Source organism: Mangrovibacterium sp., from assembly GCF_041596335.1.
Lineage (GTDB): Bacteria > Bacteroidota > Bacteroidia > Bacteroidales > Prolixibacteraceae > Mangrovibacterium.
In genome coordinates this window covers 1-23,583 of sequence record NZ_JBFHIT010000024.1, presented here as the reverse complement: position 1 = coordinate 23,583, position 23,583 = coordinate 1, and the positions used below count along the sequence as shown (strand labels likewise).

Annotated in this window: 19 protein-coding genes; 8 read left to right on the top strand and 11 right to left on the bottom strand. The window is 44.7% G+C overall.

All coding sequences use genetic code 11. The annotated features are described in order from the left end of the window. Window positions 1-4: 4 nt before the first annotated feature. Window positions 5-478 (bottom strand): 23S rRNA (pseudouridine(1915)-N(3))-methyltransferase RlmH, encoded by a 474-nt coding sequence (rlmH, locus tag ABZD21_RS10125; RefSeq protein ID WP_372774863.1) that lies wholly within the window; start codon window positions 476-478, stop codon window positions 5-7. Between the two features lie 220 nt (window positions 479-698). Between rlmH and ABZD21_RS10120 the strand changes: the two genes are divergently transcribed. Both ABZD21_RS10120 and ABZD21_RS10115 read left to right on the top strand, forming a co-directional pair. Continuing rightward, window positions 699-1,091: a DUF4783 domain-containing protein gene (locus ABZD21_RS10120; RefSeq protein ID WP_372774862.1), complete on the top strand. Its 393-nt coding sequence runs from the start codon at window positions 699-701 to the stop codon at window positions 1,089-1,091. Window positions 1,092-1,093: 2 nt separating this feature from the next. Then, window positions 1,094-2,101, top strand: coding sequence for a YihY/virulence factor BrkB family protein (locus ABZD21_RS10115; RefSeq protein WP_372774861.1), 1,008 nt, complete (start codon window positions 1,094-1,096; stop codon window positions 2,099-2,101). A 9-nt stretch (window positions 2,102-2,110) separates the two neighbouring features. Here the strand turns inward: ABZD21_RS10115 and ABZD21_RS10110 are convergent, their stop codons facing one another. The 5 genes from ABZD21_RS10110 to ABZD21_RS10090 all read right to left on the bottom strand — a co-directional run bounded on the left by ABZD21_RS10110 (window position 2,111) and on the right by ABZD21_RS10090 (window position 6,986). After that, window positions 2,111-2,980 (bottom strand): rhomboid family intramembrane serine protease, encoded by an 870-nt coding sequence (locus tag ABZD21_RS10110; protein WP_372774860.1) that lies wholly within the window; start codon window positions 2,978-2,980, stop codon window positions 2,111-2,113. Window positions 2,981-3,060: 80 nt separating this feature from the next. After that, window positions 3,061-3,801, bottom strand: coding sequence for a rhomboid family intramembrane serine protease (locus ABZD21_RS10105; protein WP_372774859.1), 741 nt, complete (start codon window positions 3,799-3,801; stop codon window positions 3,061-3,063). Window positions 3,802-3,881: 80 nt separating this feature from the next. Then, window positions 3,882-5,753 carry a DNA mismatch repair endonuclease MutL gene (mutL, locus tag ABZD21_RS10100; RefSeq protein WP_372774858.1) on the bottom strand — a complete coding sequence of 624 codons (1,872 nt, stop codon included), beginning with the start codon at window positions 5,751-5,753 and terminating at the stop codon, window positions 3,882-3,884. Between the two features lie 9 nt (window positions 5,754-5,762). Beyond that, window positions 5,763-6,059 (bottom strand): hypothetical protein, encoded by a 297-nt coding sequence (locus tag ABZD21_RS10095; RefSeq protein WP_372774857.1) that lies wholly within the window; start codon window positions 6,057-6,059, stop codon window positions 5,763-5,765. Window positions 6,060-6,185: 126 nt separating this feature from the next. Continuing rightward, on the bottom strand, window positions 6,186-6,986 hold the full coding sequence (locus ABZD21_RS10090) for an ion transporter (RefSeq protein WP_372774856.1): 801 nt from the start codon (window positions 6,984-6,986) through the stop codon (window positions 6,186-6,188). Window positions 6,987-7,100: 114 nt separating this feature from the next. On the opposite strand from ABZD21_RS10090, the gene ABZD21_RS10085 reads away from it, so the two are divergent. From ABZD21_RS10085 to ABZD21_RS10070, 4 genes are all read left to right on the top strand, one after another. Then, on the top strand, window positions 7,101-8,639 hold the full coding sequence (locus ABZD21_RS10085) for a YifB family Mg chelatase-like AAA ATPase (RefSeq protein ID WP_372774855.1): 1,539 nt from the start codon (window positions 7,101-7,103) through the stop codon (window positions 8,637-8,639). A 143-nt stretch (window positions 8,640-8,782) separates the two neighbouring features. After that, window positions 8,783-14,344 carry an alpha-2-macroglobulin gene (locus ABZD21_RS10080; RefSeq protein ID WP_372774854.1) on the top strand — a complete coding sequence of 1,854 codons (5,562 nt, stop codon included), beginning with the start codon at window positions 8,783-8,785 and terminating at the stop codon, window positions 14,342-14,344. Beyond that, window positions 14,323-16,770 (top strand): penicillin-binding protein 1C, encoded by a 2,448-nt coding sequence (pbpC, locus tag ABZD21_RS10075; RefSeq protein WP_372774853.1) that lies wholly within the window; start codon window positions 14,323-14,325, stop codon window positions 16,768-16,770. Before ABZD21_RS10080 ends, pbpC begins: the two co-directional genes overlap by 22 nt. A gap of 190 nt (window positions 16,771-16,960) precedes the next feature. Further along, window positions 16,961-17,626, top strand: coding sequence for an inorganic pyrophosphatase (locus ABZD21_RS10070; protein ID WP_372774852.1), 666 nt, complete (start codon window positions 16,961-16,963; stop codon window positions 17,624-17,626). A 111-nt stretch (window positions 17,627-17,737) separates the two neighbouring features. On the opposite strand, the gene ABZD21_RS10065 is transcribed toward ABZD21_RS10070, so the two are convergent. The 5 genes from ABZD21_RS10065 to ABZD21_RS10045 all read right to left on the bottom strand — a co-directional run bounded on the left by ABZD21_RS10065 (window position 17,738) and on the right by ABZD21_RS10045 (window position 22,543). Continuing rightward, a complete protein-coding gene (locus tag ABZD21_RS10065; RefSeq protein ID WP_372774851.1) occupies window positions 17,738-18,232 on the bottom strand; it encodes a dihydrofolate reductase in 495 nt (164 codons plus the stop codon). 41 nt (window positions 18,233-18,273) lie between these two features. Next, window positions 18,274-19,068, bottom strand: coding sequence for a thymidylate synthase (locus ABZD21_RS10060; RefSeq protein WP_372774850.1), 795 nt, complete (start codon window positions 19,066-19,068; stop codon window positions 18,274-18,276). Window positions 19,069-19,238: 170 nt separating this feature from the next. Continuing rightward, window positions 19,239-20,234 carry a substrate-binding domain-containing protein gene (locus tag ABZD21_RS10055; RefSeq protein WP_372774849.1) on the bottom strand — a complete coding sequence of 332 codons (996 nt, stop codon included), beginning with the start codon at window positions 20,232-20,234 and terminating at the stop codon, window positions 19,239-19,241. Between the two features lie 209 nt (window positions 20,235-20,443). After that, entirely contained in the window at window positions 20,444-21,946 is a 1,503-nt protein-coding gene (locus tag ABZD21_RS10050) for a NupC/NupG family nucleoside CNT transporter (RefSeq protein WP_372774848.1), read from the bottom strand. A 9-nt stretch (window positions 21,947-21,955) separates the two neighbouring features. Then, a complete protein-coding gene (locus ABZD21_RS10045) occupies window positions 21,956-22,543 on the bottom strand; it encodes a bifunctional nuclease domain-containing protein (protein ID WP_372774847.1) in 588 nt (195 codons plus the stop codon). 378 nt (window positions 22,544-22,921) lie between these two features. Here ABZD21_RS10045 and rplU point away from each other — a divergent pair, with 378 nt between their 5' ends. Both rplU and rpmA read left to right on the top strand, forming a co-directional pair. Further along, window positions 22,922-23,233 (top strand): 50S ribosomal protein L21, encoded by a 312-nt coding sequence (rplU, locus tag ABZD21_RS10040; RefSeq protein WP_372774846.1) that lies wholly within the window; start codon window positions 22,922-22,924, stop codon window positions 23,231-23,233. A 20-nt stretch (window positions 23,234-23,253) separates the two neighbouring features. Beyond that, window positions 23,254-23,526 carry a 50S ribosomal protein L27 gene (gene rpmA, locus ABZD21_RS10035; protein ID WP_372774845.1) on the top strand — a complete coding sequence of 91 codons (273 nt, stop codon included), beginning with the start codon at window positions 23,254-23,256 and terminating at the stop codon, window positions 23,524-23,526. Window positions 23,527-23,583: the final 57 nt, after the last annotated feature.

Below are 23,583 nucleotides of genomic sequence, written 5' to 3'. Positions count from 1 at the left end.
AGCTTTATTCGTGATGGTAGGGTTCCCCTTTCAGGATGGTTAGAGCCCGGTACAGCTGCTCACAAAAAATGAGCCGAACCATTTGGTGCGAAAAGGTCATTCGGGATAAACTTAGCTTTGCGGTGGCGGCCTCGTACACTTTGCCCGAAAAACCATAGGGACCACCAATACAAAAGATCAATGTTTTAGTTCCTCCAAGCATTTTCTTCTCCAGGAATCCGGCAAATTCAACCGAACGGAATTCTTTTCCATTTTCGTCGAGCAGGATCAGTTCATCACCGGCTTTCAGCTGAGCCAGAATCAGTTCGCCTTCTTTTTCCTTTTGTTGTTCTTCAGAGAGCTTACGTGTGTTTTTTATGTCGGGAATAATCTGATATTCAAATGGAAGGTAGTGTGGTATGCGACCCAAAAACAAGTCAATTCCATCTTTTAAGTACGGCTTATCTGTTTTGCCAATAACGACTAGCTTTATCTTCATAGCTTGTTCACATTCGAAATTTGTTAACTTTACAGTGCAATATATCCAAAATTAGTGTTTTTCGGGTATTTGGTACAGTTTATGTTTCTGTTGCGTGGATTTGTTTCGGATCAAGCTATTCCGGGACTTTCTTTTGAAGTTTGGATGTTCTGTAATGTGCTTTATGGCGGCAAAAAGCAGCATTCGTTTAGTAGATAGTAATACGAAATTAGCGAGTAAAATGAAACGAAATTTAATAAAGGTAACATTGGTTACATTGGCATTTGTTTTAAGCGGTTTATTGGGCGTGGCTCAAATTTCGGACGAGCTGGTGACTAGTTTGAAAACCGGGAATGCTTCCGTGTTGTCTTCCTATTTTAATCAAAATATCGAGCTTTTTGTTCTGGATCAGGACGATGTATATAGTCGGGCTCAGGCGCAACAAATTGTGTCGAATTTTTTTGACCAGAATAAAGCGAGTGATTTTTCGATTATTCACCAAAGCGGGAAGGCAGATACAAAATATGCAATTGGCAAACTTACCACCAATAAGGGGGTTTATAGGGTTTCTTTTTTAGTGAAAAATGATAGTGGTAAGCCAGTCATTCATCAATTAAGAATTGAAAAACAATAAGGATGGGCAACCGGTTTCATCGGTTAAAACGTATTTTTCTGGGCTGGATGATTCGTGCCAGAAAGGTGACACTTCCGGGTTTCGACCGGGTTCCTTTGTACGATGTGATGTTGTTTTTTTTTAGGAGCATTGAAAATGGCGCAATCACCACACGAGCCTCGGCAATTGCTTTCAGTTTCTTTCTGGCGCTTTTCCCGGCAATGATCTTTTTGTTTACACTGATTCCTTATGTCCCAATCGACAATTTCCAACAAGAACTTTTTTTACTGATTCAGGGGATCTTGCCTCCACAAACCTTCGAGGCAGTGGATGAAACGATACAGGATATTCTTACCCAACCCCGGGGAGGACTGTTGTCTATCGGTTTTTTTATGGGCTTGATTTTTTCTACCAATGGGCTGGTTTCGATGATGAATGCCTTTGATGCTTCGCTGCATATTTTTGAGAGTCGGCCGTGGTACATGCAGCGGCTAATGTCGTTTGTATTGCTGGTTATTCTGGCTTTTTTGCTGACAGCAGCCATTAGTATGATTACTGTGGGGCAGATCGTGATTAATTCTCTGGATTCCAGGGGCTTGTTGGGCGGGCAGTTTACGTATAATTTGCTCACCTTTGGGAAATGGGTCGTGATTATTGCACTCTTCTTTTTTGCCTATTCATTCCTGTTTTATTTGGCTCCCGCCAAGAAAACACGCTGGCGTTTTATCTCAGCCGGAGGAACAATGTCGACCATTCTGAGCATTATCATCATGTTTGGATTTAACTATTACATCACCCGGTTTGGTAATTACAACAAACTCTATGGATCAATTGGTGCTTTGTTGGTCGTTTTATTGTTGTTATATCTGATGTCGCTGGTACTTCTGTTTGGATTTGAGCTGAATGCCAGTTTGAATGCTGCCAGACGAACCGGTAAACGATTGGTGAGAAAACATAAAGTTGAAAGCCGTTTCCGTTCGCGCTATCGGGCAAAAAAAGATAAAGGTGATCAGGTTCAGGAATCGATGTGATAATTCCTCTTATTTTCCCATCTTAAAGAGCAGCTCTTTTTCTTCTTTTGTGAGTGAATCGTAACCTGATTTACTGATTTTGTCCAACACACGGTTAATCTCTTCTTGTTGTACCTTTTTTTGTTGGTTATACTGTTTGTCGATGTCGGTACCCCGGTAGCTAACCTTAACGTGTCGCTTTGGTTTGGCTATTTGGGTGAAGCTTTCAATAAGATTCGTAAACCAGCTGGTAATATCGGTCCCCCGACGATTTAAACTCACAAATAAAAAGCCGAACGCGGCTCCACCAACGTGAGCCAAATTTCCACCTGCATTCGAGCCGGCAATACCAATCACATAGAGTAAAATCGATACGATCGCGAGATGTTTCATTTTAATTTCTCCAATAAACAGAAGGTTGATCGGATGATTTGGAGCATGGGTCGCTACCGCAGCGATGATCGCCAGTACGGACGCCGACGCGCCAAGTAAACGCGAAAACGAAACCAAATCGGTAAAGGCCGGGAAAAGGTTGTAAGCCAGTAAAAAGAAAATTCCGCCACTCAGTCCACCTAAAATATAAACCGCCAAAAGCTTTCGGGCATCAAAATAAAACAGGAAAATCTTTCCCATCCAGTAGAGCCAAAGAACATTGAAAAGAATATGCAGAAAGTCGAAGTGCAGAAACATGTAGCTGAACAAAGTCCAGGGCTTTGAAAGCAAAGCGCTGAAATTGGCAGGCAGAGCCAGCCATGCGAGTAACGTGAAATCTCTGTTCAGCAGAAAAAACAACACATTAATGAGCCGTATCAGCAAAAATACACCAATGTTGATATAGATGAGCCGAGTCAGTACTGACCCTTTTTTGAAAGATTCTTTAATTTCGTCGGTGATACTCATAACCCGATATTTGAACGGTTTATCGTCATTTTAAACTTACAATTCAGTCGACAAGTTTTTCCGGCAACAGATCGCTGCTTTTAGTAAAAATGCTGGCTGTTTTTGTTCCAATATTTAATCATCAGGTAGCCAAATAGCATTCCCCCTAAATGCGCGAAATGGGCAACATTGCTTCCCGGACGAGACAGGCCCAGATATAATTCGAGTAAGCCGTATCCAATGACAAAGTATTTGGCTTTAATCGGAATTGGAGGGAAGAGTAACATTAATTGAGTATTTGGAAACAGCATTCCAAAACCAAGTAATACACCGAACACGGCTCCCGATGCTCCCACCGTCGGAATATTTATGATTGTGTTCAATTGTGCCATCAACGGATCGGTGTAATTTTTTCCCTGACTCCATATTTCAACGCCTTGCTGCATTACCAGGTCAATGCTTTCCTGATTCATTTTCGAGGCAACGGATTGAAATTCGATATAATTAACGAAGGTGTGCAATGCCGCGGCACCTAGTCCGGTTACAAAATAGTAGATAAAAAAACGTTTCGGCCCCCATACACTTTCCAATACACGGCCAAACATCCATAGGGCAAACATATTGAACAACAGGTGATAGAAGCCGCCATGCATAAACAAATGGGTGACCAGCTGGTATGGTTTGAATGCTGGAGAGCCAAGGTAGTGGAGACCTAAAATTGAACTCAGATTTACACCACGGAATTGCAGAATATAGGTTGCTATCAGCATCAGTATATTGATGATGATAAGGTTTTTTACCACTGGAGGTATGTTGGCAAAAGGTGATCGGAAATTACTCATAGTCGAAATTTAAGTGGATGCTTACAAGAGCCTTGCCAAATAATGATTTAGTGCAAAATAAGAAAATAAAAGTCAAAATGTCATTTGAGTAACTTCTCAAACTGATCTACCGGCATAATTTTTAAAACTTGCTTGCCGGTTGGCGAAAAATTAGGTGTTGAACAAGCAAACAATTGGTCGATAAGTTGGTTCAATTCGTCATTTTTCAACACGTGGCCGTATGAAATAGCCGATGCAGAGGCAAGCGAAGCTGCAATCTTTTCTTTCGCCTTTTCTTGCAGATCGACTGCTGTGTTTTTCAAGTCTTCAAGGAGGCTTTCGATCACATCCAGCGGCGAAAGATTTTCCAAAATGCCCGGAATCCCATTAATCAGAAATTGGCACGATTGGGTTTCCTTTACTTCAAAGCCCAGTGATTTTAAGTTTCCCAACACCGAACGTAAAAGTTCAGCGTCTGAAGCTTCCAACTCAAAGCAATGCGGAAATAACAACTGCTGACTGGCAATTTGCTGATGATCGAGCATGGTCATAAAGTTTTCGAAGAGAATTCGTTCATGCGCTCTTTTTTGGTCAATCACCATCAATCCCGACTTAACGGGGGTGAGGATATATTTGTTTTTAAACTGAAAACAGGTCCGACCCGGGTTAAAATCTTCCTGGTCGATTTGAAGGTTTTCAGGTTCCTCTTCCCGGTTCATTGCCGAAGATGAAATCACAACCTCATCGTCCGATTTTTGGAAATCGCTATATAGTTTCTCCCAATGTTGCACCTGTTCGTGTTTATTTCCGGTATAACTACCCGCGCCACCAAGCGATTGAGAACGATAGCTGGTGCCCGTATTAAATGGGTTGTAGGTTGGATCCACTTTGATCTGTGGCATTTCAATACCTGCCGGGCTTTTGGGGGCTATCGGAATGTCGATACTTCCAGCCTGATCAAAGTCGATGGACGGCATCACGTTAAATTTACCCAATGCTTCACGTACCGACGCTTGAATGATTTGCCAGATCGCAGTTTCATTTTCAAACTTAATCTCAGTTTTCGTAGGATGGATGTTGATGTCAATCACATCCGGATCGATTTCGAGATACAAGAAATACGCAGGGTAACTGTCCGGAGGCAATATTTTTTCGTAGGCTTGCATGATTGCCCGATGAAAAAACGGGTGTTTCATAAAACGCCTGTTCACAAAGAAAAACTGTTCCCCATAGGTTTTTCTCGCGTATTTGGGTTGGCCAATAAAGCCTTTGATGTTCACCAGACTGGTTTCGGTATTCACCGGAATCAAATTTTGGTTGATGGCTTTGCCGAAGATCGAAACGACACGCTTTCGGGTGTTGTCGCCTGTTGCCATTTCGTAAATCGGATCCTGATTATGAATGAGCGAAATCCCGATTTCGGGATTGGCCATCGCTATTCGTTGTATTTCGTTTATAATGTGTTTTAGTTCGGTGGAGTTGGCTTTCAGAAATTTACGTCGGGCCGGAACGTTGAAGAACAAATTTTTAACCAGAAAATTGGTGCCATTGGAACACTGTGTAGGTTCTTGTTTGAAAACCCGGGAGCCGACCATATGGATGAACGTGCCAACTTCAGCATCGTGCTGTTTGGTATGCAACTCAACGTCGGCAATGGCGGCAATCGAGGCCAGCGCTTCGCCTCTAAAACCCATTGTGCGGATCGAGAATAAATCGTTGGCCGATCTGATTTTCGAGGTTGCATGTCGTTCAAAGGCCATTCGCGCATCGGTTTCAGACATGCCACACCCGTTGTCGCTCACTTGAATCAAGGTGCGGCCGGCATCTTTAATGTTAACGGTAATTTGAGTCGCTCCCGCGTCAATAGCATTTTCAACCAGTTCTTTTACAACCGAGGCAGGTCGTTGAATAACCTCACCCGCTGCAATCTGGTTTGCTACCGAGTCGGGAAGCAATTGGATAATATCAGGCACGGAGTAGCTTTAAAATTTTAAAATCAGGTAAACAGCCAACGTTAAAATAAGGACCAAAAAAATCAAACGGGTATTGGATTTCTTGCGTGCGTCTTCCGCTGTTTTTGAACCGCTGCCCATACTTTGACGGAATTGTCCGCGAATATTTGCACGGCGTTTGGGATCCCAGTCTTTTTTCTCATTCAATCCTAATTCCGCTTTAATGCGTTCTTCCCGATTTTCCATCTTCTCCTTGTCCGGGTCGTAATACCGGGTAGTGATATTGAATCGTCTGGACTTTGGCGTATGGAAAAACTTTCCAATCATAGTTTCTAAAGTATTAGAGTGACCCGCAAAAATACAAAAATCACAACAGACCATGAAGTGCTATTTGTTAAAGGATGTCAACTTTTTGAAGGCCGCTTGTTTTAAGAGGTTTACGGGAAAATTAAGCTATTCGTTTAGCTGGGTTCCGCATTTTTTACAGAATTTGGCGTCATCGTCGTGGCGATCGTACAGGCAGTTGCTACACGTCTGCGTGTTCGTACTGCGCGATCCTTTAATAATTTCAGAGGTTACTATTCCGGTTGGAACAGCGATTACCGAATAGCCCACGATCATGACCAGGCTGGCCATAAATTGACCGGAGGGCGTTTGGGGTGAAATATCGCCATATCCAACAGTGGTCATCGTAACAATTGCCCAGTAAATGCTGGCCGGGATACTTTTGAAACCGTTGGTCGGGCCTTCAATCAGGTACATGAGGGTGCCAACAATAATGACTACGTTGACAACAAAAAACAGAAAGACCGATATCTTTTCGCGACTAGCCCAGAGTGCTTTGCCTAAATTTTGTCCGGCTTGAGTAAAGCGGTTCAATTTCAGAATCCGGAAAATCCGAAGCAATCGAATGGCCCGAATAACCATCAGACTATGGCTTCCAACTACGATTAAGCTGAGATAAGTTGGTATTACAGACAACAAATCGATAATGCCATAAAAGCTCGAAATGTACGACCAGGGCTTGTGAACCACCCAAATGCGAAGGATGTATTCAATACTGAAGAAGATTGTAATGATCCACTCCAGGATATGAAGCGTGTCGCCGTATTTTAATTTAATCTCCGGAACACTTTCCAGCATAACCAGAATAATGCTCGATAAAATGATCAGCAGCAAGCTTAAATCGAAAATTTTTCCGGTTGGGGTTTCGGCTTCAAAAATGATATTGTACAGTTTTTGACGAATGGTCATATGCAGTTTCGCTTAATTCTCTAAAGATAAGAAAAACCTTCTGTTCGTACTGTTGCAATTTATTGTTAATCGGTGTATTTTTAGAAAAACTGAATCAAGCAAATTCCATTACAAATGATGATCAAAACTTACGCGTCGGCCGTTCACGGGATCGATGCAACCACCATTACCATTGAAACCGATGTTTCGCAGGGGATCCGGTTTTTATTGGTTGGTCTTCCCGATAATGCCGTAAAGGAAAGTCAACAACGAATTGAAGCCGCTTTACGACTGAATAATTACAAATGGCCAAAACAAAAGATCGTCATTAACATGGCGCCTGCTGATTTGCGCAAAGAGGGATCATCGTACGATTTGCCACTGGCAGTTGCTGTATTGGCGGCATCGGAGCAAATAAAATCGGATAGGCTCGAGAAGTATGTGATGATGGGAGAGCTCTCGCTTGACGGTACACTGCAGCCAATAAAAGGTGCCTTGCCAATTGCTATAAAAGCTCGTGAAGAGGGTTTTGATGGTTTTATTTTGCCCAAGCAAAATGCCCGTGAAGCAGCTGTGGTCGATAAGTTGAAGATTTATGGCGTTGAGAATATTGCTGAAGTCGTGGGCTTTTTCAACGGCGAGGTCGATCTGGAGCCAACAATTGTCGACACCCGGGAGGAATTTTATAAAATGCTGAACCTGTCGGATGTTGATTTCTCGGATGTAAAGGGGCAGGAGAATGTGAAACGTGCGCTCGAGATTGCCGCCGCCGGTGGTCACAATGTAATTATGATTGGACCTCCGGGAGCCGGAAAGACCATGCTCGCCAAACGGATTCCGACAATTTTGCCTCCTTTTACCCTGCACGAAGCATTGGAAACCACCAAGATTCATTCGGTGGTTGGTCGCCTCGATAAAGATAGCTCGCTGATGACCGAACGGCCATTTCGAAGTCCGCACCACACCATTAGCGACGTTGCTCTGGTTGGAGGAGGTACGTATCCGCAACCGGGCGAAATCTCGTTGGCGCACAATGGAGTGCTTTTTCTGGATGAGCTACCGGAGTTTAAACGCACTGTTCTCGAGGTGATGCGCCAGCCGTTGGAGGATCGGAAGATCACCATTTCCCGGGCTAAGTTTTCGGTGGAATACCCTGCAAGTTTAATGTTGGTTGCTTCAATGAATCCCTGTCCTTGTGGTTATTACAACCACCCAACTAAAGAATGTGTCTGCGCTCCGGGGATGGTTCCCAAGTATCTGAATAAAATTTCCGGACCACTGCTCGATCGAATCGATATTCATCTGGAAGTGGTTCCTGTTCCGTTTAAAAAGCTATCGGAATTAAACGATACTGAAGGATCTCAAATCATTCGTGAGCGAGTTATTCGGGCTCGGCAAATACAGTCGGAACGGTATAAAGGGATGGAAGGAATCTTTTGTAACGCTCAAATGTCGTCGCGCCAAATTCGCGACTATGTAACGTTGGATGCGACAAGCAACAATTTGCTGAAAAATGCGATGGAAAAGCTAGGCTTGTCGGCTCGTGCATACGATCGCATTTTGCGTGTTGCCCGAACAATTGCCGACTTGGAAAGCTCACCAAACGTGGAGAGCCCTCATATTTCGGAAGCCATCCAATACCGAAGTTTGGATCGTGAAAGCTGGGGTAGTTGACATTTTTTCACCGTTTGAATTCGTAATCGATCCTTTTTAAAGTTTGGGGTAAGTTTAACTCAGAAAACAATTCGCGTGTAGGTCTGTCACAATTTTTAGTCATCACATAACCTAATTGGTCATCTCATTCAAATTTTCAATCTATGAATCGCTCTCATTATTTGCTTTTAAATTTTCTGATCGTTAGTCTTTGTTTTACTTCCTGCGGCACTAAAAAAATTAACCCAACAGAAGCGGTTGATGCCGGTTTCACGCAGTATGTTAGTAGTTATACCAGTGGAGTGGTCTCGTGCAAAGCACCAATTTTAATCGAGTTTAGCCAAGATCCTTTGCATCGCGAACAGCCGGGAGTTGATGTTGGTGGCGATCTAATTAGCTTGTCGCCCAATGTTGATGGGCGTGTTCAGTGGATCGACGATCATACGCTGGCATTCCTGCCTGTCGGACGAATGAAATCGGACACGGACTATGAGGTGGCTGTGCAGCTGGGAAAGGTTCTGGACGTGCCGGAAGAATTTAAAACCATGCGATTTGTAGTCAAAACAATTCGGCAGTCATTCAGTTTGAATAGTTTGGCCGTGAAAGCATACGATAGCCAAAATATGAAACTCCAATATCTCTCGGGCATTGTTTACACGTCCGATTGTGGCGATGAAAAGCAAATTGAGGCGATTGTTGAGGTGAGTAAAAACGGGCGTCAACTAAATTTGAGCTGGGAACACGATGCTGATGGTAAAAAACACACATTTCGTGCTGATAGTCTGGAGAGAACCAATGAGTCGCAAAAGTTGCTGGTGAAATGGGATGGCAACGCGATTGACGACGATAAAAAGGGCCAGGAAGAAGTCGAGCTTCCGGCACTCGATATGTTTAAGGTCGTAGATGTAAAAGTCGTTCAGCAACCTGAGCAATATCTGTTGATTCGCTTCTCGGATCCATTGTTGCCCGATCAGAATCTCGAGGGGTTGGTGACCGTTGATAAACTCGACAAATTGCGCTATCAGCTGGATAATAATGAATTGAAAGTCTATGTTCCTTCGCGCATCGCGGGAGAGCACGAAGTGTATATTTCCGGTGGAATCCGAAATGCGCTTAATTTTAAATTGAAGGAGTCGACTCGGATGCAGGTGCGTTTCGAGGATCTGAAACCTGAAGTACGCTTAGTTGGAAAGGGATCAATTGTTCCTTCGTCGAACGAGTTGGTTTTTCCGTTTGAGGCGGTCAACTTGCGGTCGGTCGATCTGCGGATCATCAAAATCTTCACCAATAACATTCACCAGTTTTTTCAACAAAACCGCTATCAGGGCGATTCAGACATCAAGCAGGTTGGGCGATTGGTATTGCAAAAAAGGATTGATTTGAATGTGGCAAGTTTTGACGAGCTTAAAAACTGGAATACTTATTATATCGATTTAGCAACATTCGTTAAAATTGAACCGGGTGCGATTTACCGGGTGCAGTTGCGTTTTGGCAAAGCGTATTCGTTGTATGGGCAGGAGCAAATGCCCGATGCTGGTCAGCTTTCGCCGGTTGACCAAATCAACGAGGAGCAACAAATGCAGAACGAGATGGAGACATGGGATCGCCCGGGATGGTATTCAGATTACTATTATCCGGACGATTTTGACTGGAGCCAGCGGGAAAATCCGGAAAGCATTTCCTATTTCAATTCGAGCCGGTTTGTTGCCCGCAACTTGTTTGCGACGAATTTGGCCGTCATAGCCAAGGGTGGTTCCAGTCAAACAATGAGCTTCGCGGTGACAAACCTGCGAACAACGGAGCCGGAATCGGGAGTCACGTTGAAAATATACACTTTGCAAAAGCAGCTGATGGAAACCATTGTAACGGGGTCTGACGGATTGGCTAAAGTAGAATTGAAGCACAAACCTTTTTTGCTGGTCGCCGAAAAAAACGGGCAGTATGCTTATCTCCGGCTCGACGACGGTTCGTCTCTGTCGCTCAGTAATTTTGATGTGACCGGGAACGTGATTCAGAAAGGAATTAAAGGCTACGTGTATGGAGAACGGGGAGTGTGGCGACCGGGAGATAAAATTTACCTTACCTTTATTTTAGAAGACAAGCAGAACAATTTGCCGGCTGATCACCCGGTGATTTTTGAACTCATCAATCCGAAAGGACAGACTGTCAGCCGACAGGTGAAAACCACAGGAACCAACCGGTTTTATTGTTTTGCCAGCGAAACCGATGCCGAAGCGCCAACCGGAAACTGGACGGCAGTGTTGAAAGTTGGCGGGCAGACCTTCAGCAAACGAATAAAAGTTGAGACGGTGAAACCCAATCGCTTGAAAATCGACCTCCGATTTGACGCCGATCCGCTTTCAGTTTACCAGGGGTACGCCCAAGGAACCTTGAAAACCGCCTGGTTGCACGGAGGAACAGCTAAAAATTTGAAAGCTCAGGTTTCATTGAGCTTTTCAAAAGCAAAAACGGCGTTCAAGGGTTTTTACAATTATGTATTCGACGATCCGGCCAAAGACTTTTATGCAGAGGAACAACAGGTTTTCGATAGCAGGGTAGACGACAAAGGCGTTGCGCCAATAAACTTTAAACTGCCTCAGGTTACTTCGGCACCGGGCATGCTCAACGCGCATTTTAGCACCCGGGTTTACGAAGAAACCGGCGATTTCAGCATCGATGTAAAAACAGTTCCTTACGCTCCGTACTCGTCTTTTGTGGGTGTAAAGCTTCCAGCTTCCGACTCAAACTGGTACAAAACTGGTACTTCTTATCCGCTCGATCTGATAACTGTCGATTACAACGGCAATAAAATCGATCGCAAAGGTCTGGAAGTAACGGTCTACAAAGTAGACTGGCACTGGTGGTGGGATTCGGGTGATGATAATCTGGCACGTTACGTAAACAATTCGTATCACAAGCCGGTGCAGCGTAAGGTTGTAAACACGGTAAACGGACTGGCAAGTATTCCGCTTCAAATTGAATACAAGGATTGGAATGATAACGGACGCTACCTGATTCATGTCAAAGATCCGGAAAGCGGACATAGTACCGGTTTGGCTGCATACTTTTCGAAATGGGGGTACTGGACGGGCGACGATATGCAGGGTGCCGCAACCATGTTGTCGTTCAAAACCGATAAAGAAAAATACAATGTTGGTGAAAAAGTTACCGTGACCATTCCTTCAGGGAAAAATGGGAAAGCGCTGGTGAGCCTCGAAAATGGAACGGATGTGCTCAAGCTATTTTGGGTAGAAACGAAAGAGAAGAACACGGTTTTTAGTTTCGAGGCAAAGCCGGAGATGTCTCCGAATATTTTCGTGCATGTGTCGTTAATTCAGCCACATGCGCAAACCGAAAACGATGCGCCGATCCGACTATATGGAGTGGTGCCGGTTGTTGTCGAAAATCCGGCAACGCACCTTTCGCCGATGATACAAATGGCTGATGAGCTGGAGCCTGAGATGGAATATCACATCAAAGTGTCGGAAAAGACCGGGCAGAAAATGACTTATACCCTGGCTGTTGTCGACGAAGGGTTGCTCGATCTCACCGGTTTCAAAACACCAGATCCATGGCCGCAGTTTTACGCTCGTGAGGCATTGGGCGTGAAAACATGGGACTTTTACGACGATGTGATTGGTGCTTACGGTGCCCGGCTGGAGCGCGCGTTTGCCGTTGGTGGCGACGAAAATCTGGCTGCCGCAAAACGTAAAAAGGTGAACCGTTTCAAGCCGGTTGTGTCTTTCATAGGGCCATTCACATTGGATCCTCGTAAGACAAATCAACACAAACTGAAAATGCCAAATTATGTTGGTGCTGTTCGGGTTATGGTTGTTGCCGGGAATGAAGGAGCTTATGGGAGTAGTGAAAAATCGGTGAAAGTGCTGAAACCGCTTATGCTGCTGGCAACGTTGCCGCGTGTGCTCGGGCCAGGCGAAGAGGTGAACCTGCCGGTGAATGTATTTGCGATGAAACCGGAGGTAAAAAATGTAAAGGTCAGTATTCAGCCAAACGAGATGCTCGCTCCGGTTGGGGCAAATACGCAACAAGTTCGGTTTTCAGAGGTTGGAGACCAAATTGTTGGCTTCAAACTGAAAGTGGCCGGAAAAACAGGCGTGGGTAAAGTATCGGTGACCGCTGAAAGTGGCGGTTATAAAGCCAGCTACGAAATTGAGATCGAAGTTCGCCCGTCGAACCCAAGAGTGGTGAATATGCAGGAAGCCATAATCGAAGCCGGGAAAAGCTGGAATGTTTCGCTAACTGCACCGGGCATGGAGGGTACAAACACGGCTCAGCTCGAGCTGTCGACCATTCCACCAATCGACCTCAGTCGGCGCCTGAGTTACCTACTCCGTTATCCGCATGGCTGTATCGAGCAAACGACTTCGGGTGCTTTCCCGCAACTGTTGCTTGATCGGCTGACGACTATATCCGGCGAGCAAAAGCAGGAAGTTGAAACCAATATCCGTAACGCGCTTAACCAATTTACCCGTTTCCAAACTTCTGACGGCGGATTTGCCTATTGGCCTGGTGGCCGGCACGTTACAGGCTGGGGGACTAATTATGCCGGTCATTTTATGTTGAAGGCTGAAGAGGCTGGCTATACCTTGCCTTTTGGAGTGAAAGAAAAATGGCTGAACTATCAAAAGAATGCTGCCCGAAACTGGCAACATTCCGATCGCGCTTACGAACGATCGGAGCTTGTTCAGGCTTATCGGTTATATACCTTGGCTTTGGCTCAGTCGCCCGATTTTGGAGCGATGAACCGGCTGCGTGAGGAAAAAGATCTCGATCCGTTGGCTCAGTGGCGGTTGGCCGCTGCCTACGCGGTAGCCGGTCAACCGGAAGTAGCCGGAAAAATGATCGGTACTTTGAGTAAAGCAGTAAAACCATTTCGGGAGCTTTCGCACACGTTTGGTTCCGACTTACGCGATAAAGCGATGATCGTGGAAACACTGGTGCTTGTGAATCGTCAGGCTGAAGCTTTTCCGTTAGTGACTAAGCTTTCAACGGCCTTGTCGTCAAACGAGTGGATGAGTACGCAAACAGCAGCCTACTCGCTGCTGGCTGTTTCCGAGTTCGCAGGTGGTGCAAAACTCGCTGACCATCCGCTGAAAGCAAAAGTGTCTTTCAATCAATCCGCAGCACGATCTGTTTCGGCAACCACTCCGGTTTGGCGGAGCGATGTGGATTTGAAGGGAAATAAATCGGCTCAGGTGAACGTTGAAAACCAAACCGGCAAGGCGATGTACGCACGATTGGTCAGCGATGGTATTCCGGTCACGGGCGATACCACTTCAATCCAAAATAACCTGTTTATGGAGGTGCGCTATACCGATATGCAGGGACAAAAACTTGATCCGGCGAAATTGGCGCAGGGAAGCGATTTTGTGGCCGTGATCAGTGTCCAGAATCCGGGGCAACGAGGTGTCTACAAAGAAATGGCTTTGACCACGATTTTCCCCTCTGGTTGGGAGATTATTAATGCTCGGTTGAATGATGTTGAAAGTCGGCTGAAGAGCGATGTGTTCGACTATCAGGATATTCGTGACGATCGGGTGTTGACTTACTTTGAGTTGAACCCGAACGAACTGAAAACCTTCCGGATTTTGTTGAATGCAGCCTACGAAGGTAAATTTTACCTGCCATCCGTGCAATGCGAAGCAATGTATGATAACCGGATCAATTCGCGGAAACCAGGAAAATGGGTGGAAGTAGCAAAATGAGTTTTACTTCGGGACGCAGGTGCGAAAGTGCAACAGTAAGCATGGCGTTTTTACGTCATCGAATGGGGTTAATTAAGCGACATGCTCGCTTGGGATTGCTGATCGTTTTTATGGCAGCCCTTTTCCTGTTTTGGTGGTTCTGTCTGCCGTCACCATTGTTTTCCGATCCAACATCGACTGTCATCGAGAGCCGGAACGGAGAGTTGCTTGGTGCCCATATCGCGACCGACGGACAATGGCGCTTTCCGAAAGTTGAGGCTGTGCCCGCAAAGTATGAAACCTGTGTGCTCACATTCGAAGATCGTCACTATTATTATCATCCGGGTTTCAATCCCATTTCGCTTGTTCGGGCTGTTATCCAGAATATCCGTAATGGGCGTGTGGTTAGTGGAGGAAGTACCATTACCATGCAGCTAATTCGTTTGTCGCGGAAAGGCAAAGACCGAACGGTGTGGCAAAAATTCATTGAGTTGTCGATGGCCGTTCGGGCAGAGCTGTCGTATTCCAAGGAAGAGTTGCTGCAAATGTACGTTTCACACGCTCCTTTTGGCGGGAATGTGGTGGGGCTTGATGCTGCCGCCTGGCGCTACTTTGGCCGGCATGCTTCCGATCTTTCCTGGGCCGAGTCGGCCACGTTGGCAGTTCTTCCCAACGCGCCATCATTAATTTATCCGGGCAAGCGGAACCGGTTGTTGCTGCAAAAACGAAACCGTCTGCTCGACCTGCTGTACCAACGAGGGCAGTTGGACCAAACATCGCTGACGTTGGCCAAATTAGAGCCGCTGCCACAGCAGGTGTACGCTATTCCGCAAACGGCACCGCATTTGTTGAATCGGGTGTTGGCCGAACATCGTGGTGAGCGAGTGCAAACAACGATCGATCTGCCGCTGCAACGGAATGTGAACGGCGCAGTCCGACAGCATTTGGATCGCCTTCGGGCTAACGAAATTCACAACGCTGCTGTTCTGGTAATGAATGTGGAAAAAGGGGAGGTGCTCAGTTACGTTGGCAATTCGCCAGATAGGGGAGATGGCCGGCATGGCGAACAAGTCGATGTAATTGTTTCGCCCCGTAGCTCCGGAAGTATCCTTAAGCCCTTTCTGTACGCTGCAATGCAGGATGATGGACTCATTCTGCCGCAAACACTCATTCCCGATATTCCGACTCAGATCGGTGGTTTCAGTCCGCAGAATTTCAATTTGCAATTTGAAGGGGCTGTTCCGGCGTCCATGGCGTTGTCGAAGTCGCTCAATATTCCGGCTGTGCGTATGTTGCGCGATTTTGGTGTCGATCGTTTTTACGAACTGCTTAAAAAGCTCCGTTTTTCAACCATCCGCCAGTCGGCAAACCACTATGGGTTGTCGCTTATTTTAGGAGGGGCTGAAGTCAGTTTGTGGGATCTTGCCGGAGCTTATTCTTCGTTGGCACGCATTCTGGTACATTACGAACAGAATGACGGTGTAATATTGAAGGATGATTTTCGAGGCCCCGACTATCTGTTTAAAGTATATTCTTCGGAAGAAATTGTTGAAAAACCTATTTCAGAGGGAGCGGCATGGCTGGCTTTTGAGGCATTGCTGAAAGTGAACCGCCCGGACGAAGAGTCGGGCTGGGAGTCATTTGCATCGTCGCGAAAAGTGGCCTGGAAAACCGGAACGAGCTTTGGCTTTCGAGATGGTTGGGCGGTTGGTGTCGATCGGAATTACCTGGTTGCTGTTTGGTGTGGCAATGCCGATGGCGAGGGGCGCCCGGGCTTGACCGGGACATCGGCTGCAGCCCCGTTGATGTTTGATGTTTTCAACCTGTTGCCTGGTGGGCACTGGTTCACGCAACCCGTTGACGAGATGGTTCAAATACCGGTTTGTCGGGAAAGTGGTTGTCGGATGGGAGCTTATTGCGAGCAGGCCGATACGATTTGGGTGATGCCTAAAGGACTCAATACTGCGGCCTGTCCATATCACCACCTTGTTCATCTCGATTCAACCGGTCGGTGGCAGGTTACCAGCAACTGTTTGTCGGTCGGCGAAATGACGCATCTGTCGCGTTTTGTCTTGCCTCCGGTAATGGCTTGGTACTACAAGCGGCGCAATCCTTTTTACAAATTGCTACCACCGTTTATGCCCAGTTGTTCGCCGGACACACAGGGAGTGATGGAAATGATCTATCCGAGGGAGAATAATCAGGTTTTGGTTCCTGTTCAGCTCGACGGAACCTTCGGGAACGTGATTCTGGAAGTTGCTCATTCATCGGCTGATGCCATCGTTTATTGGCATCTGGGCGATACGTATCTTGGCCCAACTATTGGCAAACATCAAATGCCGGTCAATCCGGAGCCGGGTGACTATATTGTCAGTTTAGTTGATGATCGGGGAAATACACTGGATAAAAAAATTACTGTTGTTGAAAAAAAAATCAATACGCAATAGGCTTATTTGATGAATGATAAGGCTTGCCGGGGTGAGTGTTCTCTACTGAGTGTGGCCGAGAACGGTTGACGGGCCTTCGTTTTAGGAGACTGAACCGTAACTTTTTTTGTATTTTTGAAAAATTCGTGTGACTCACAAAAACATTTTAGTTTCTGTAGGGTTACACTTTTAAGTTTTTAAACAATAAGTTATGGTTGATAGATTGTCTGATCCGATTGGCCGGTTGATGGGCCTTCGTTATAAGTCGCACCCTTGGCATGGGGTTTCAATTGGTAAAGCCGCTCCGGAAAAAGTCGTTGCGTTTATCGAAGTGGTCCCAACGGATACGGTAAAGTATGAAATCGATAAGGATAGTGGCTATCTGCGAATCGATCGGCCTCAGAAATACTCCAATGTGGTTCCTGCGTTGTATGGTTTTATTCCTCAAACATTTTGCGGCGATTCAGTGGGTGAATTTTGTATGGAAAAAACGGGTAAAACCGGAATTCGTGGTGATGGTGACCCCATTGATATATGCGTTTTGACTGAAAAAGATATTACTCATGGCGATATACTAGTGCATGCCAGACCGATCGGTGGTTTCCGAATGATTGACGGAAATGAGGCTGACGATAAAATTATTGCCGTTTTAAATAACGATGTGGTTTATGAAGGCTATAAAGATGTGAGCGATTTGCCTCCAATTGTTGTTGAACGTTTGAAGCATTACTTTCTGACTTATAAGGATATGCCGGGCAAAGATAAGGATACGGAAATTACTCACCTCTATGGCTTGGAAGAAGCTCAGACTGTTATTAAGAGGTCGATGGACGACTATCAGAAAAGATTCGATAATTTGGGCAAATTGCTCTATTAGATAATGGAAAGATCGGCAATCGCCGGTCTTTTTTTTTTGTGTTAGTCGGAATTCCGCATGTAAGGGACGATGTACGGAGAGAATCCTCTTTGTCTAATTATTCGTGCGGAACTATTTTCTCACCAGATTGAGATAGGCGTACCGAAAACCATTTTTTTCGTCGAATAGCTCTTCCGATGATTCAATCACCCAATCGTTTTCTTTTAATCCCGTGAAGTAGGTGTCTGCTTCAAAGTCGCGATATACCTTTGTGAGGTAGATTTTGTTGCAAAATGGATAAAACTGTTCATAGATTGTTCCGCCCCCAATAACAAAGACTTCATCTTCTCCCTGCACCATATCAATCGCCTGATCAATCGAATTAGCCGTTTCGCAGCCTTCAAATTTAGCCGTTGTGTCGGTGGTTATAATGATGTGTCTGCGGTTGGGCAGTGGCCATTTAGGTAACGAAAGCAGGGTTTTTCTTCCCATGATAATTGTGTGCCCGCTGGTAATAGCTTTGAAGCGTTTCAAGTCGCCGGGCAAGTGGAAAAGTAAATCATTATTCTTACCGATGGCGCCATTTTGAGCCATCGCCACAATCAATGAAAGATTTTGGTGAATCATATCTGGATGAATGTTACGAAAGTTGAGGGTTTGGAAATTGACTAAATCGAAACTTTTCCCGGAATGTGCGGGTGAGCATCGTAATTAATCAATTCAAAATCTTCAAACTTAAAGTCAAATATGGATTTAATCTCCGGATTGATTTTCATTTGGGGCAACGCTTTCGGTTCGCGCGTCAATTGCAGTTTAACCTGTTCCAAATGGTTGAGGTAGATATGAACGTCGCCACCTGTCCAAACGAAATCACCCGGTTCAAGTCCGCAAACCTGAGCCATCATGAGTGTGAGCAACGCGTATGAGGCAATATTGAAGGGAACACCCAGGAAAACGTCGCAGCTTCGTTGATAAAGCTGGCACGACAGTTTGCCGTCAGCTACGTAAAACTGGAAGAGTAGGTGGCAGGGAGGAAGTGCCATTTGGTCCACTTCGCCAACGTTCCAGGCACTCACAATGTGTCGCCGCGAGTTCGGATTGTTTTTTAGTGAATTGACGACCTCCGTAATTTGATCGATATGATCTCCTTCAGGTGTTGGCCACGAACGCCATTGATAACCATACACATGTCCCAGATTTCCGTTCTCGTCGGCCCATTCGTTCCAAATTCGAACGCCATTGTCCGTGAGGTATTTAATATTTGTATCGCCGGCCAAAAACCATAATAATTCATGGATAATTGACTTTAGATGCAGTTTCTTAGTTGTAAGAACAGGGAAGCCCTCGGCCAGATTAAATCGCATTTGATGCCCGAAAATACTGATGGTTCCGGTTCCGGTTCGATCCTTTTTTTCTGTTCCGTTTTTTAGAACATGATCCAGTAAATCAAGATATTGCTTCATCGTATGTGTTTGCTTTCAATAAGAAAATTGGTTGGTGTTTTTTTCGAGGCCGCAAGTTACAATTATTTTTTCCCGAACCAATAAAGCCAAACTTTGAACGCTAAAATGAAACACAGAAGAAGCGCGTATTAAAAATACGCGCTTCACTAAAGGGTTCACGGAAAATCGTATTATTCAAATATCTCCTGTTCTGCAACAAACCCTTCAGAAATGACTGTCATGCGGATATTTTGTTTGTTTACCACTTGTCCGTCGAGCAGAATAGACGGGACCAAACGGTGACCATTGTTGATCGTGAAACTCATATTGTCGGAAGGCTTTTTACCTTTGGCAATTTTGATTGCTACATCGGCAGCATTGTATGCCATCGATTCAATGGGTTTGTACACGGTTATGGTTTGGGTTCCGAGGATGATGTTTCGGATAGCGGTGATATCAGCATCTTGTCCGGCGACTAAAACTTTGCCGGCTAATTCGTACTCCTCCAGTGCCTGAATAGCACCACCTGCTAGGGCGTCATTTCCTGCAATCACCGCGTCAACTGTTTCTCCTTTTTCCAGAACTTCTTTCATCATTGTGTAGCCATCTTGTGGCTCCCATCGGTCTACGAATTTGCTTCCAACAATGTTAATGTCACCTTTGTCCACCATTGGTTGCAGAATGTTCATCCATCCAAGGTATAGCTGATAGGAGTTGTTGTCAATCGTAGGACCACCAATGAGTACATAATTGCCTGTCGGGCTTACGGTTGTGAGGAATCTGGCTTGCTCCTCCCCAACTGTGATGTTGTCGGTCGAAACAAAAAAATCGATATCACTATCCCTGATCAAACGGTCATACGAGATCACCGGGATGTTTTTATTTTTGGCCATTTTAACGATTCCGGCTGCAACAACCATGTCTACCGGAATAATTACCAATACATCAACATCTCTGTTGATTAGTTCTAATGCTTGCTTGAACTGTACATCGGGATCCGATTCAGCAACTTTGACTATCACTGTCCCTTTTTGTTCTTCAACTTTCTCAACGAAAGCGTCTCGGTCTTTTATCCAACGTTCTCTGGCAATTGTATCCATAAGGAAACCAATTTCAGGTTTTTGTTTACAACCGGCAAGAAGCAAGAAGACCATCAAAATTGAAAAGAAAAACTTGATTTGCTTCATAACGGAGAGATTTTGATTAATACTATTTCATGTTACGAATTAAAATAGAATATGTTAAGACTTTAACAACATCAAAATTCGTGTAACCCGTTTGAACATCTGTTCAACGAGATCTGAGTATTACTCTCTTTGTAAAAGCGAAATCGGCTGTTTTGGCGAGATTCAGGAAGGTTAGGGCGATAATTAATATAAAATATTTAGATAACTGTTTAGCCTAAAATCATCCCAATAATAGTTGCTGACATTAAGGAAGCTAAAGTGCCTGCCAGTAGGGCATACAGGCCGAATTTCGATAAAATAACTCTTTTGTCCGGTGCTAAAGCGCCGATTCCACCGATCTGAATACCGATGGAGGCGAAGTTGGCAAAACCGCATAAAATATAAGTCGCCATAATCACCGATTTGTATTCGAAGAATGATCCCGCGGTCTTAAGCTCGGAGAGACTAATGTAGCCGATAAATTCGGTCAGGATTAGTTTTTCGCCTAACAAGCGACCAAGCAGCATGATGTCCTGTTGGCAAACGCCGATGAACCACATTATTGGAGCAAAAAGGTAGCCCAATAAAAATTGAAGGCTTAATTCGGTGAAACGCCCATCGGTTCCCTGTGCAATTAAGCTGTTTAGGCCGGTCATCGAGCCCAGCCATCCAAAAGTATAGTTCACCAGGGCAATCAAGGCAAGAAATGCCAAAAGCATTCCGGCTACATTAACCGCCAGTTTTAGGCCTTCGCTGGTTCCGTTTGTGATGGAATCCAGAACGTTACTGCCGATCTTATCTTTGCTTACCTCAACTTCCTGATTGACTTTTTCGGTGTTCGGAACCAATATCTTTGAGAAAATAACAGCAGCAGGTGCCGCCATAACCGATGCGGTGAGCAAATGCTTGGCAAATTCCAGTCGCAAAACCGGATCGTTTCCGCCCAGCATGCCAATATAGGCAGCTAAAACACCGCCCGCCAAAGTGGCCATTCCTCCTGTCATCACCAACATGATTTCGGAGTTGTTCATTTTCGATAGGTAGGCCTTGATCATTAGTGGTGATTCAGTTTGCCCCAGGAAAATATTCCCTGCAACAGAAAGCGACTCAGCACCGGATAGTTTCATAAGTCGGCTAAAAACCCATGCCATCACCCAAACCACGCGTTGAATGATTCCCCAGTAAAACAGCAAACTTGTTAAGGCTGAAAAGAAAACAATGGTAGGTAGAATCTGGAACGCGAAGATCATGCCGAAGTTCGTGCTGTCGGCAAGAGAGCCAAATAGGAATTCACTTCCTACATTCGTGAAATCCAATATTTTAACGAATATTTTGCCGAAGAATTCGAACCCCACCCGAATAAACGGGACATATAGCACTCCGACAGCTAGAATGATCTGAAAAATTAATCCAATTCCGACTGTTTTCCAAGGAATGTTTTTCCGGTCTTTGGAAAACAACCAGCCGATTGCGACCAGTATGAGCATGCCTGCTAAGCCGCGAAGAACGGTAACAAAGCTGAATTCTTGCTTCTTGTCGTTCGACAAAAGAATGTTGGACGTTGCTTTTAGTTCGGTTGTTTGCTGGATTACTTCTTTCGGAGTTGTTGATGTTGTTTGTATCACAGTGTCAGCCAGATTCATTGCTTCAGGCTGCTGCATTGAAAATACAGATACTGGCAATAAGCTGATAATTAGCAACAGTAATATCAGCCTTGGGGTGAGCTGTTTCATAGGATGTGATTATTTTTTCCGACGGTTAATTTCGTCTCTTATTCGCGAAGCCCGCTCGTAATCTTCATTGTTAATCGATTCATTCATCATGTCCGTCAGTTCGTTCACCGTGTAGCGCTCAAACTCAGATTCGGTTTTGGTGCTGCTTGGCTTTTGGTGGCCGAATTCAACCTCCGACGGACTTTCCGGATCCAGAATGATCCCGGCTTTTCGAAGAATCTCTTCCGTGGTGTAAATTGGGCATTTAAAACGCAGAGCCAATGCTACGGCATCCGAGGTACGCGAATCAATTCGGACCTCTTGTGTTCCCAATTCACAAACCAGTTCGGAGAAAAAGATTCCTTCTTCCAGTTTGTAAATGACAACTTCGGATATGTTGATATCGAAAGCGACAGCAATATTTTTAAATAAATCATGCGTTAATGGGCGGGGAGGTTTTAATCCCTCAAGTTGAATGGCAATTGCTTGCGCTTCAACCGGCCCGATGATAATTGGAATTCTTCGGTCGCCCGATTCTTCAGCTAACACCAAAGCGTAAGCTCCGGATTGCGTTTGACTGACAGACAGGCCCAGAATGTTTAATCGAATTTTATGCATAAAATAATATCAAGCCTCGGAGGATGTGTATGGAACAAATATAACAATAGTTTTAGTGAATGAAGCCAATTAAAACTCAATATTGATGTTTTAAACGCCGTCTTTTCAGAAAATAATTAATGAAATCAGATATTTTTCGAATCTGCTGTCGGTTCGATTTGTGTTAATTAAGCCACACGATATCAGTATATTGTTTGTTGTGTTTGTTGTGATGGTGAAAATGTTGGAAGATTCACGCTGGCTGGCAAAAAAGATTTGTAATTCTTTGGCAGTCATTAAAAAATATCTACTTTTGCAGTCCGAAAGTTTCGAGTAGGCCCGAAAAGAGGATTCGTTTATGAGATCCCGCCTTCCGGACAAAATTATTAAACGTTCAGTATGTACGCTATTGTAGAAATTGCAGGACAACAGTTTCGTGTTGAAAAAGACAAGAAAATGTTTGTTCACCGCCTCGAAACAGCAGAAGGCGAAAGTGTAGAATTTGAGAAAGTTCTTTTGGTCGATAACGAAGGTGATATCAAAATCGGTACTCCAGTTGTTGAAGGTGCTAAAGTAACTGCTAAAGTATTGGATCATTTGAAGGGAGAGAAAGTAATCGTTTTCAAAAAGAAAAGAAGAAAAGGTTACAAAAAGAAAAATGGTCACCGTCAGTATTTGACTCAGATTCAGATTGAAGAAATTATTGGATAACCCGAAAAACATTAATAACCATGGCTCATAAGAAAGGTGTCGGTAGTTCGAAGAACGGACGCGAATCGGAAAGTAAACGACTTGGCGTAAAAATCTACGGCGGTCAGGTTTGCAAGGCTGGGAACATTTTAGTTCGTCAGCGCGGAACATCACATCACCCAGGTAATAATGTTGGTATTGGAAAAGATCATACATTATTTGCACTGATTGATGGAACTGTTGTTTTTAGAAAGAAAAGAGACAACAAATCGTATGTGTCTGTTGAACCCGTAGTGGAAGTCGCAGCAAACTAAGACGATTATAAAATACGTATTGAGAATCTCCTGTCTTGTTTGAGGCAGGAGATTTTT

Excerpts from the sequence above, each read along its gene's own strand:
- ABZD21_RS10070 (WP_372774852.1), top strand. The coding sequence starts at position 16,961 with ATGGTTGATAGATTGTCTGATCCGATTGGCCGGTTGATGGGCCTTCGT.
- ABZD21_RS10095 (WP_372774857.1), bottom strand. The coding sequence starts at position 6,059 with ATGATTGGAAAGTTTTTCCATACGCCAAAGTCCAGACGATTCAATATC.
- ABZD21_RS10105 (WP_372774859.1), bottom strand. The coding sequence starts at position 3,801 with ATGAGTAATTTCCGATCACCTTTTGCCAACATACCTCCAGTGGTAAAA.
- ABZD21_RS10090 (WP_372774856.1), bottom strand. The coding sequence starts at position 6,986 with ATGACCATTCGTCAAAAACTGTACAATATCATTTTTGAAGCCGAAACC.
- pbpC (WP_372774853.1), top strand. The coding sequence starts at position 14,323 with ATGGGTGGAAGTAGCAAAATGAGTTTTACTTCGGGACGCAGGTGCGAA.
- rplU (WP_372774846.1), top strand. The coding sequence starts at position 22,922 with ATGTACGCTATTGTAGAAATTGCAGGACAACAGTTTCGTGTTGAAAAA.
- rpmA (WP_372774845.1), top strand. The coding sequence starts at position 23,254 with ATGGCTCATAAGAAAGGTGTCGGTAGTTCGAAGAACGGACGCGAATCG.
- ABZD21_RS10080 (WP_372774854.1), top strand. The coding sequence starts at position 8,783 with ATGAATCGCTCTCATTATTTGCTTTTAAATTTTCTGATCGTTAGTCTT.
- ABZD21_RS10085 (WP_372774855.1), top strand. The coding sequence starts at position 7,101 with ATGATGATCAAAACTTACGCGTCGGCCGTTCACGGGATCGATGCAACC.
- ABZD21_RS10050 (WP_372774848.1), bottom strand. The coding sequence starts at position 21,946 with ATGAAACAGCTCACCCCAAGGCTGATATTACTGTTGCTAATTATCAGC.
- ABZD21_RS10055 (WP_372774849.1), bottom strand. The coding sequence starts at position 20,234 with ATGAAGCAAATCAAGTTTTTCTTTTCAATTTTGATGGTCTTCTTGCTT.
- ABZD21_RS10120 (WP_372774862.1), top strand. The coding sequence starts at position 699 with ATGAAACGAAATTTAATAAAGGTAACATTGGTTACATTGGCATTTGTT.
- ABZD21_RS10065 (WP_372774851.1), bottom strand. The coding sequence starts at position 18,232 with ATGATTCACCAAAATCTTTCATTGATTGTGGCGATGGCTCAAAATGGC.
- ABZD21_RS10060 (WP_372774850.1), bottom strand. The coding sequence starts at position 19,068 with ATGAAGCAATATCTTGATTTACTGGATCATGTTCTAAAAAACGGAACA.
- ABZD21_RS10110 (WP_372774860.1), bottom strand. The coding sequence starts at position 2,980 with ATGAGTATCACCGACGAAATTAAAGAATCTTTCAAAAAAGGGTCAGTA.
- ABZD21_RS10045 (WP_372774847.1), bottom strand. The coding sequence starts at position 22,543 with ATGCATAAAATTCGATTAAACATTCTGGGCCTGTCTGTCAGTCAAACG.
- rlmH (WP_372774863.1), bottom strand. The coding sequence starts at position 478 with ATGAAGATAAAGCTAGTCGTTATTGGCAAAACAGATAAGCCGTACTTA.
- ABZD21_RS10115 (WP_372774861.1), top strand. The coding sequence starts at position 1,094 with ATGGGCAACCGGTTTCATCGGTTAAAACGTATTTTTCTGGGCTGGATG.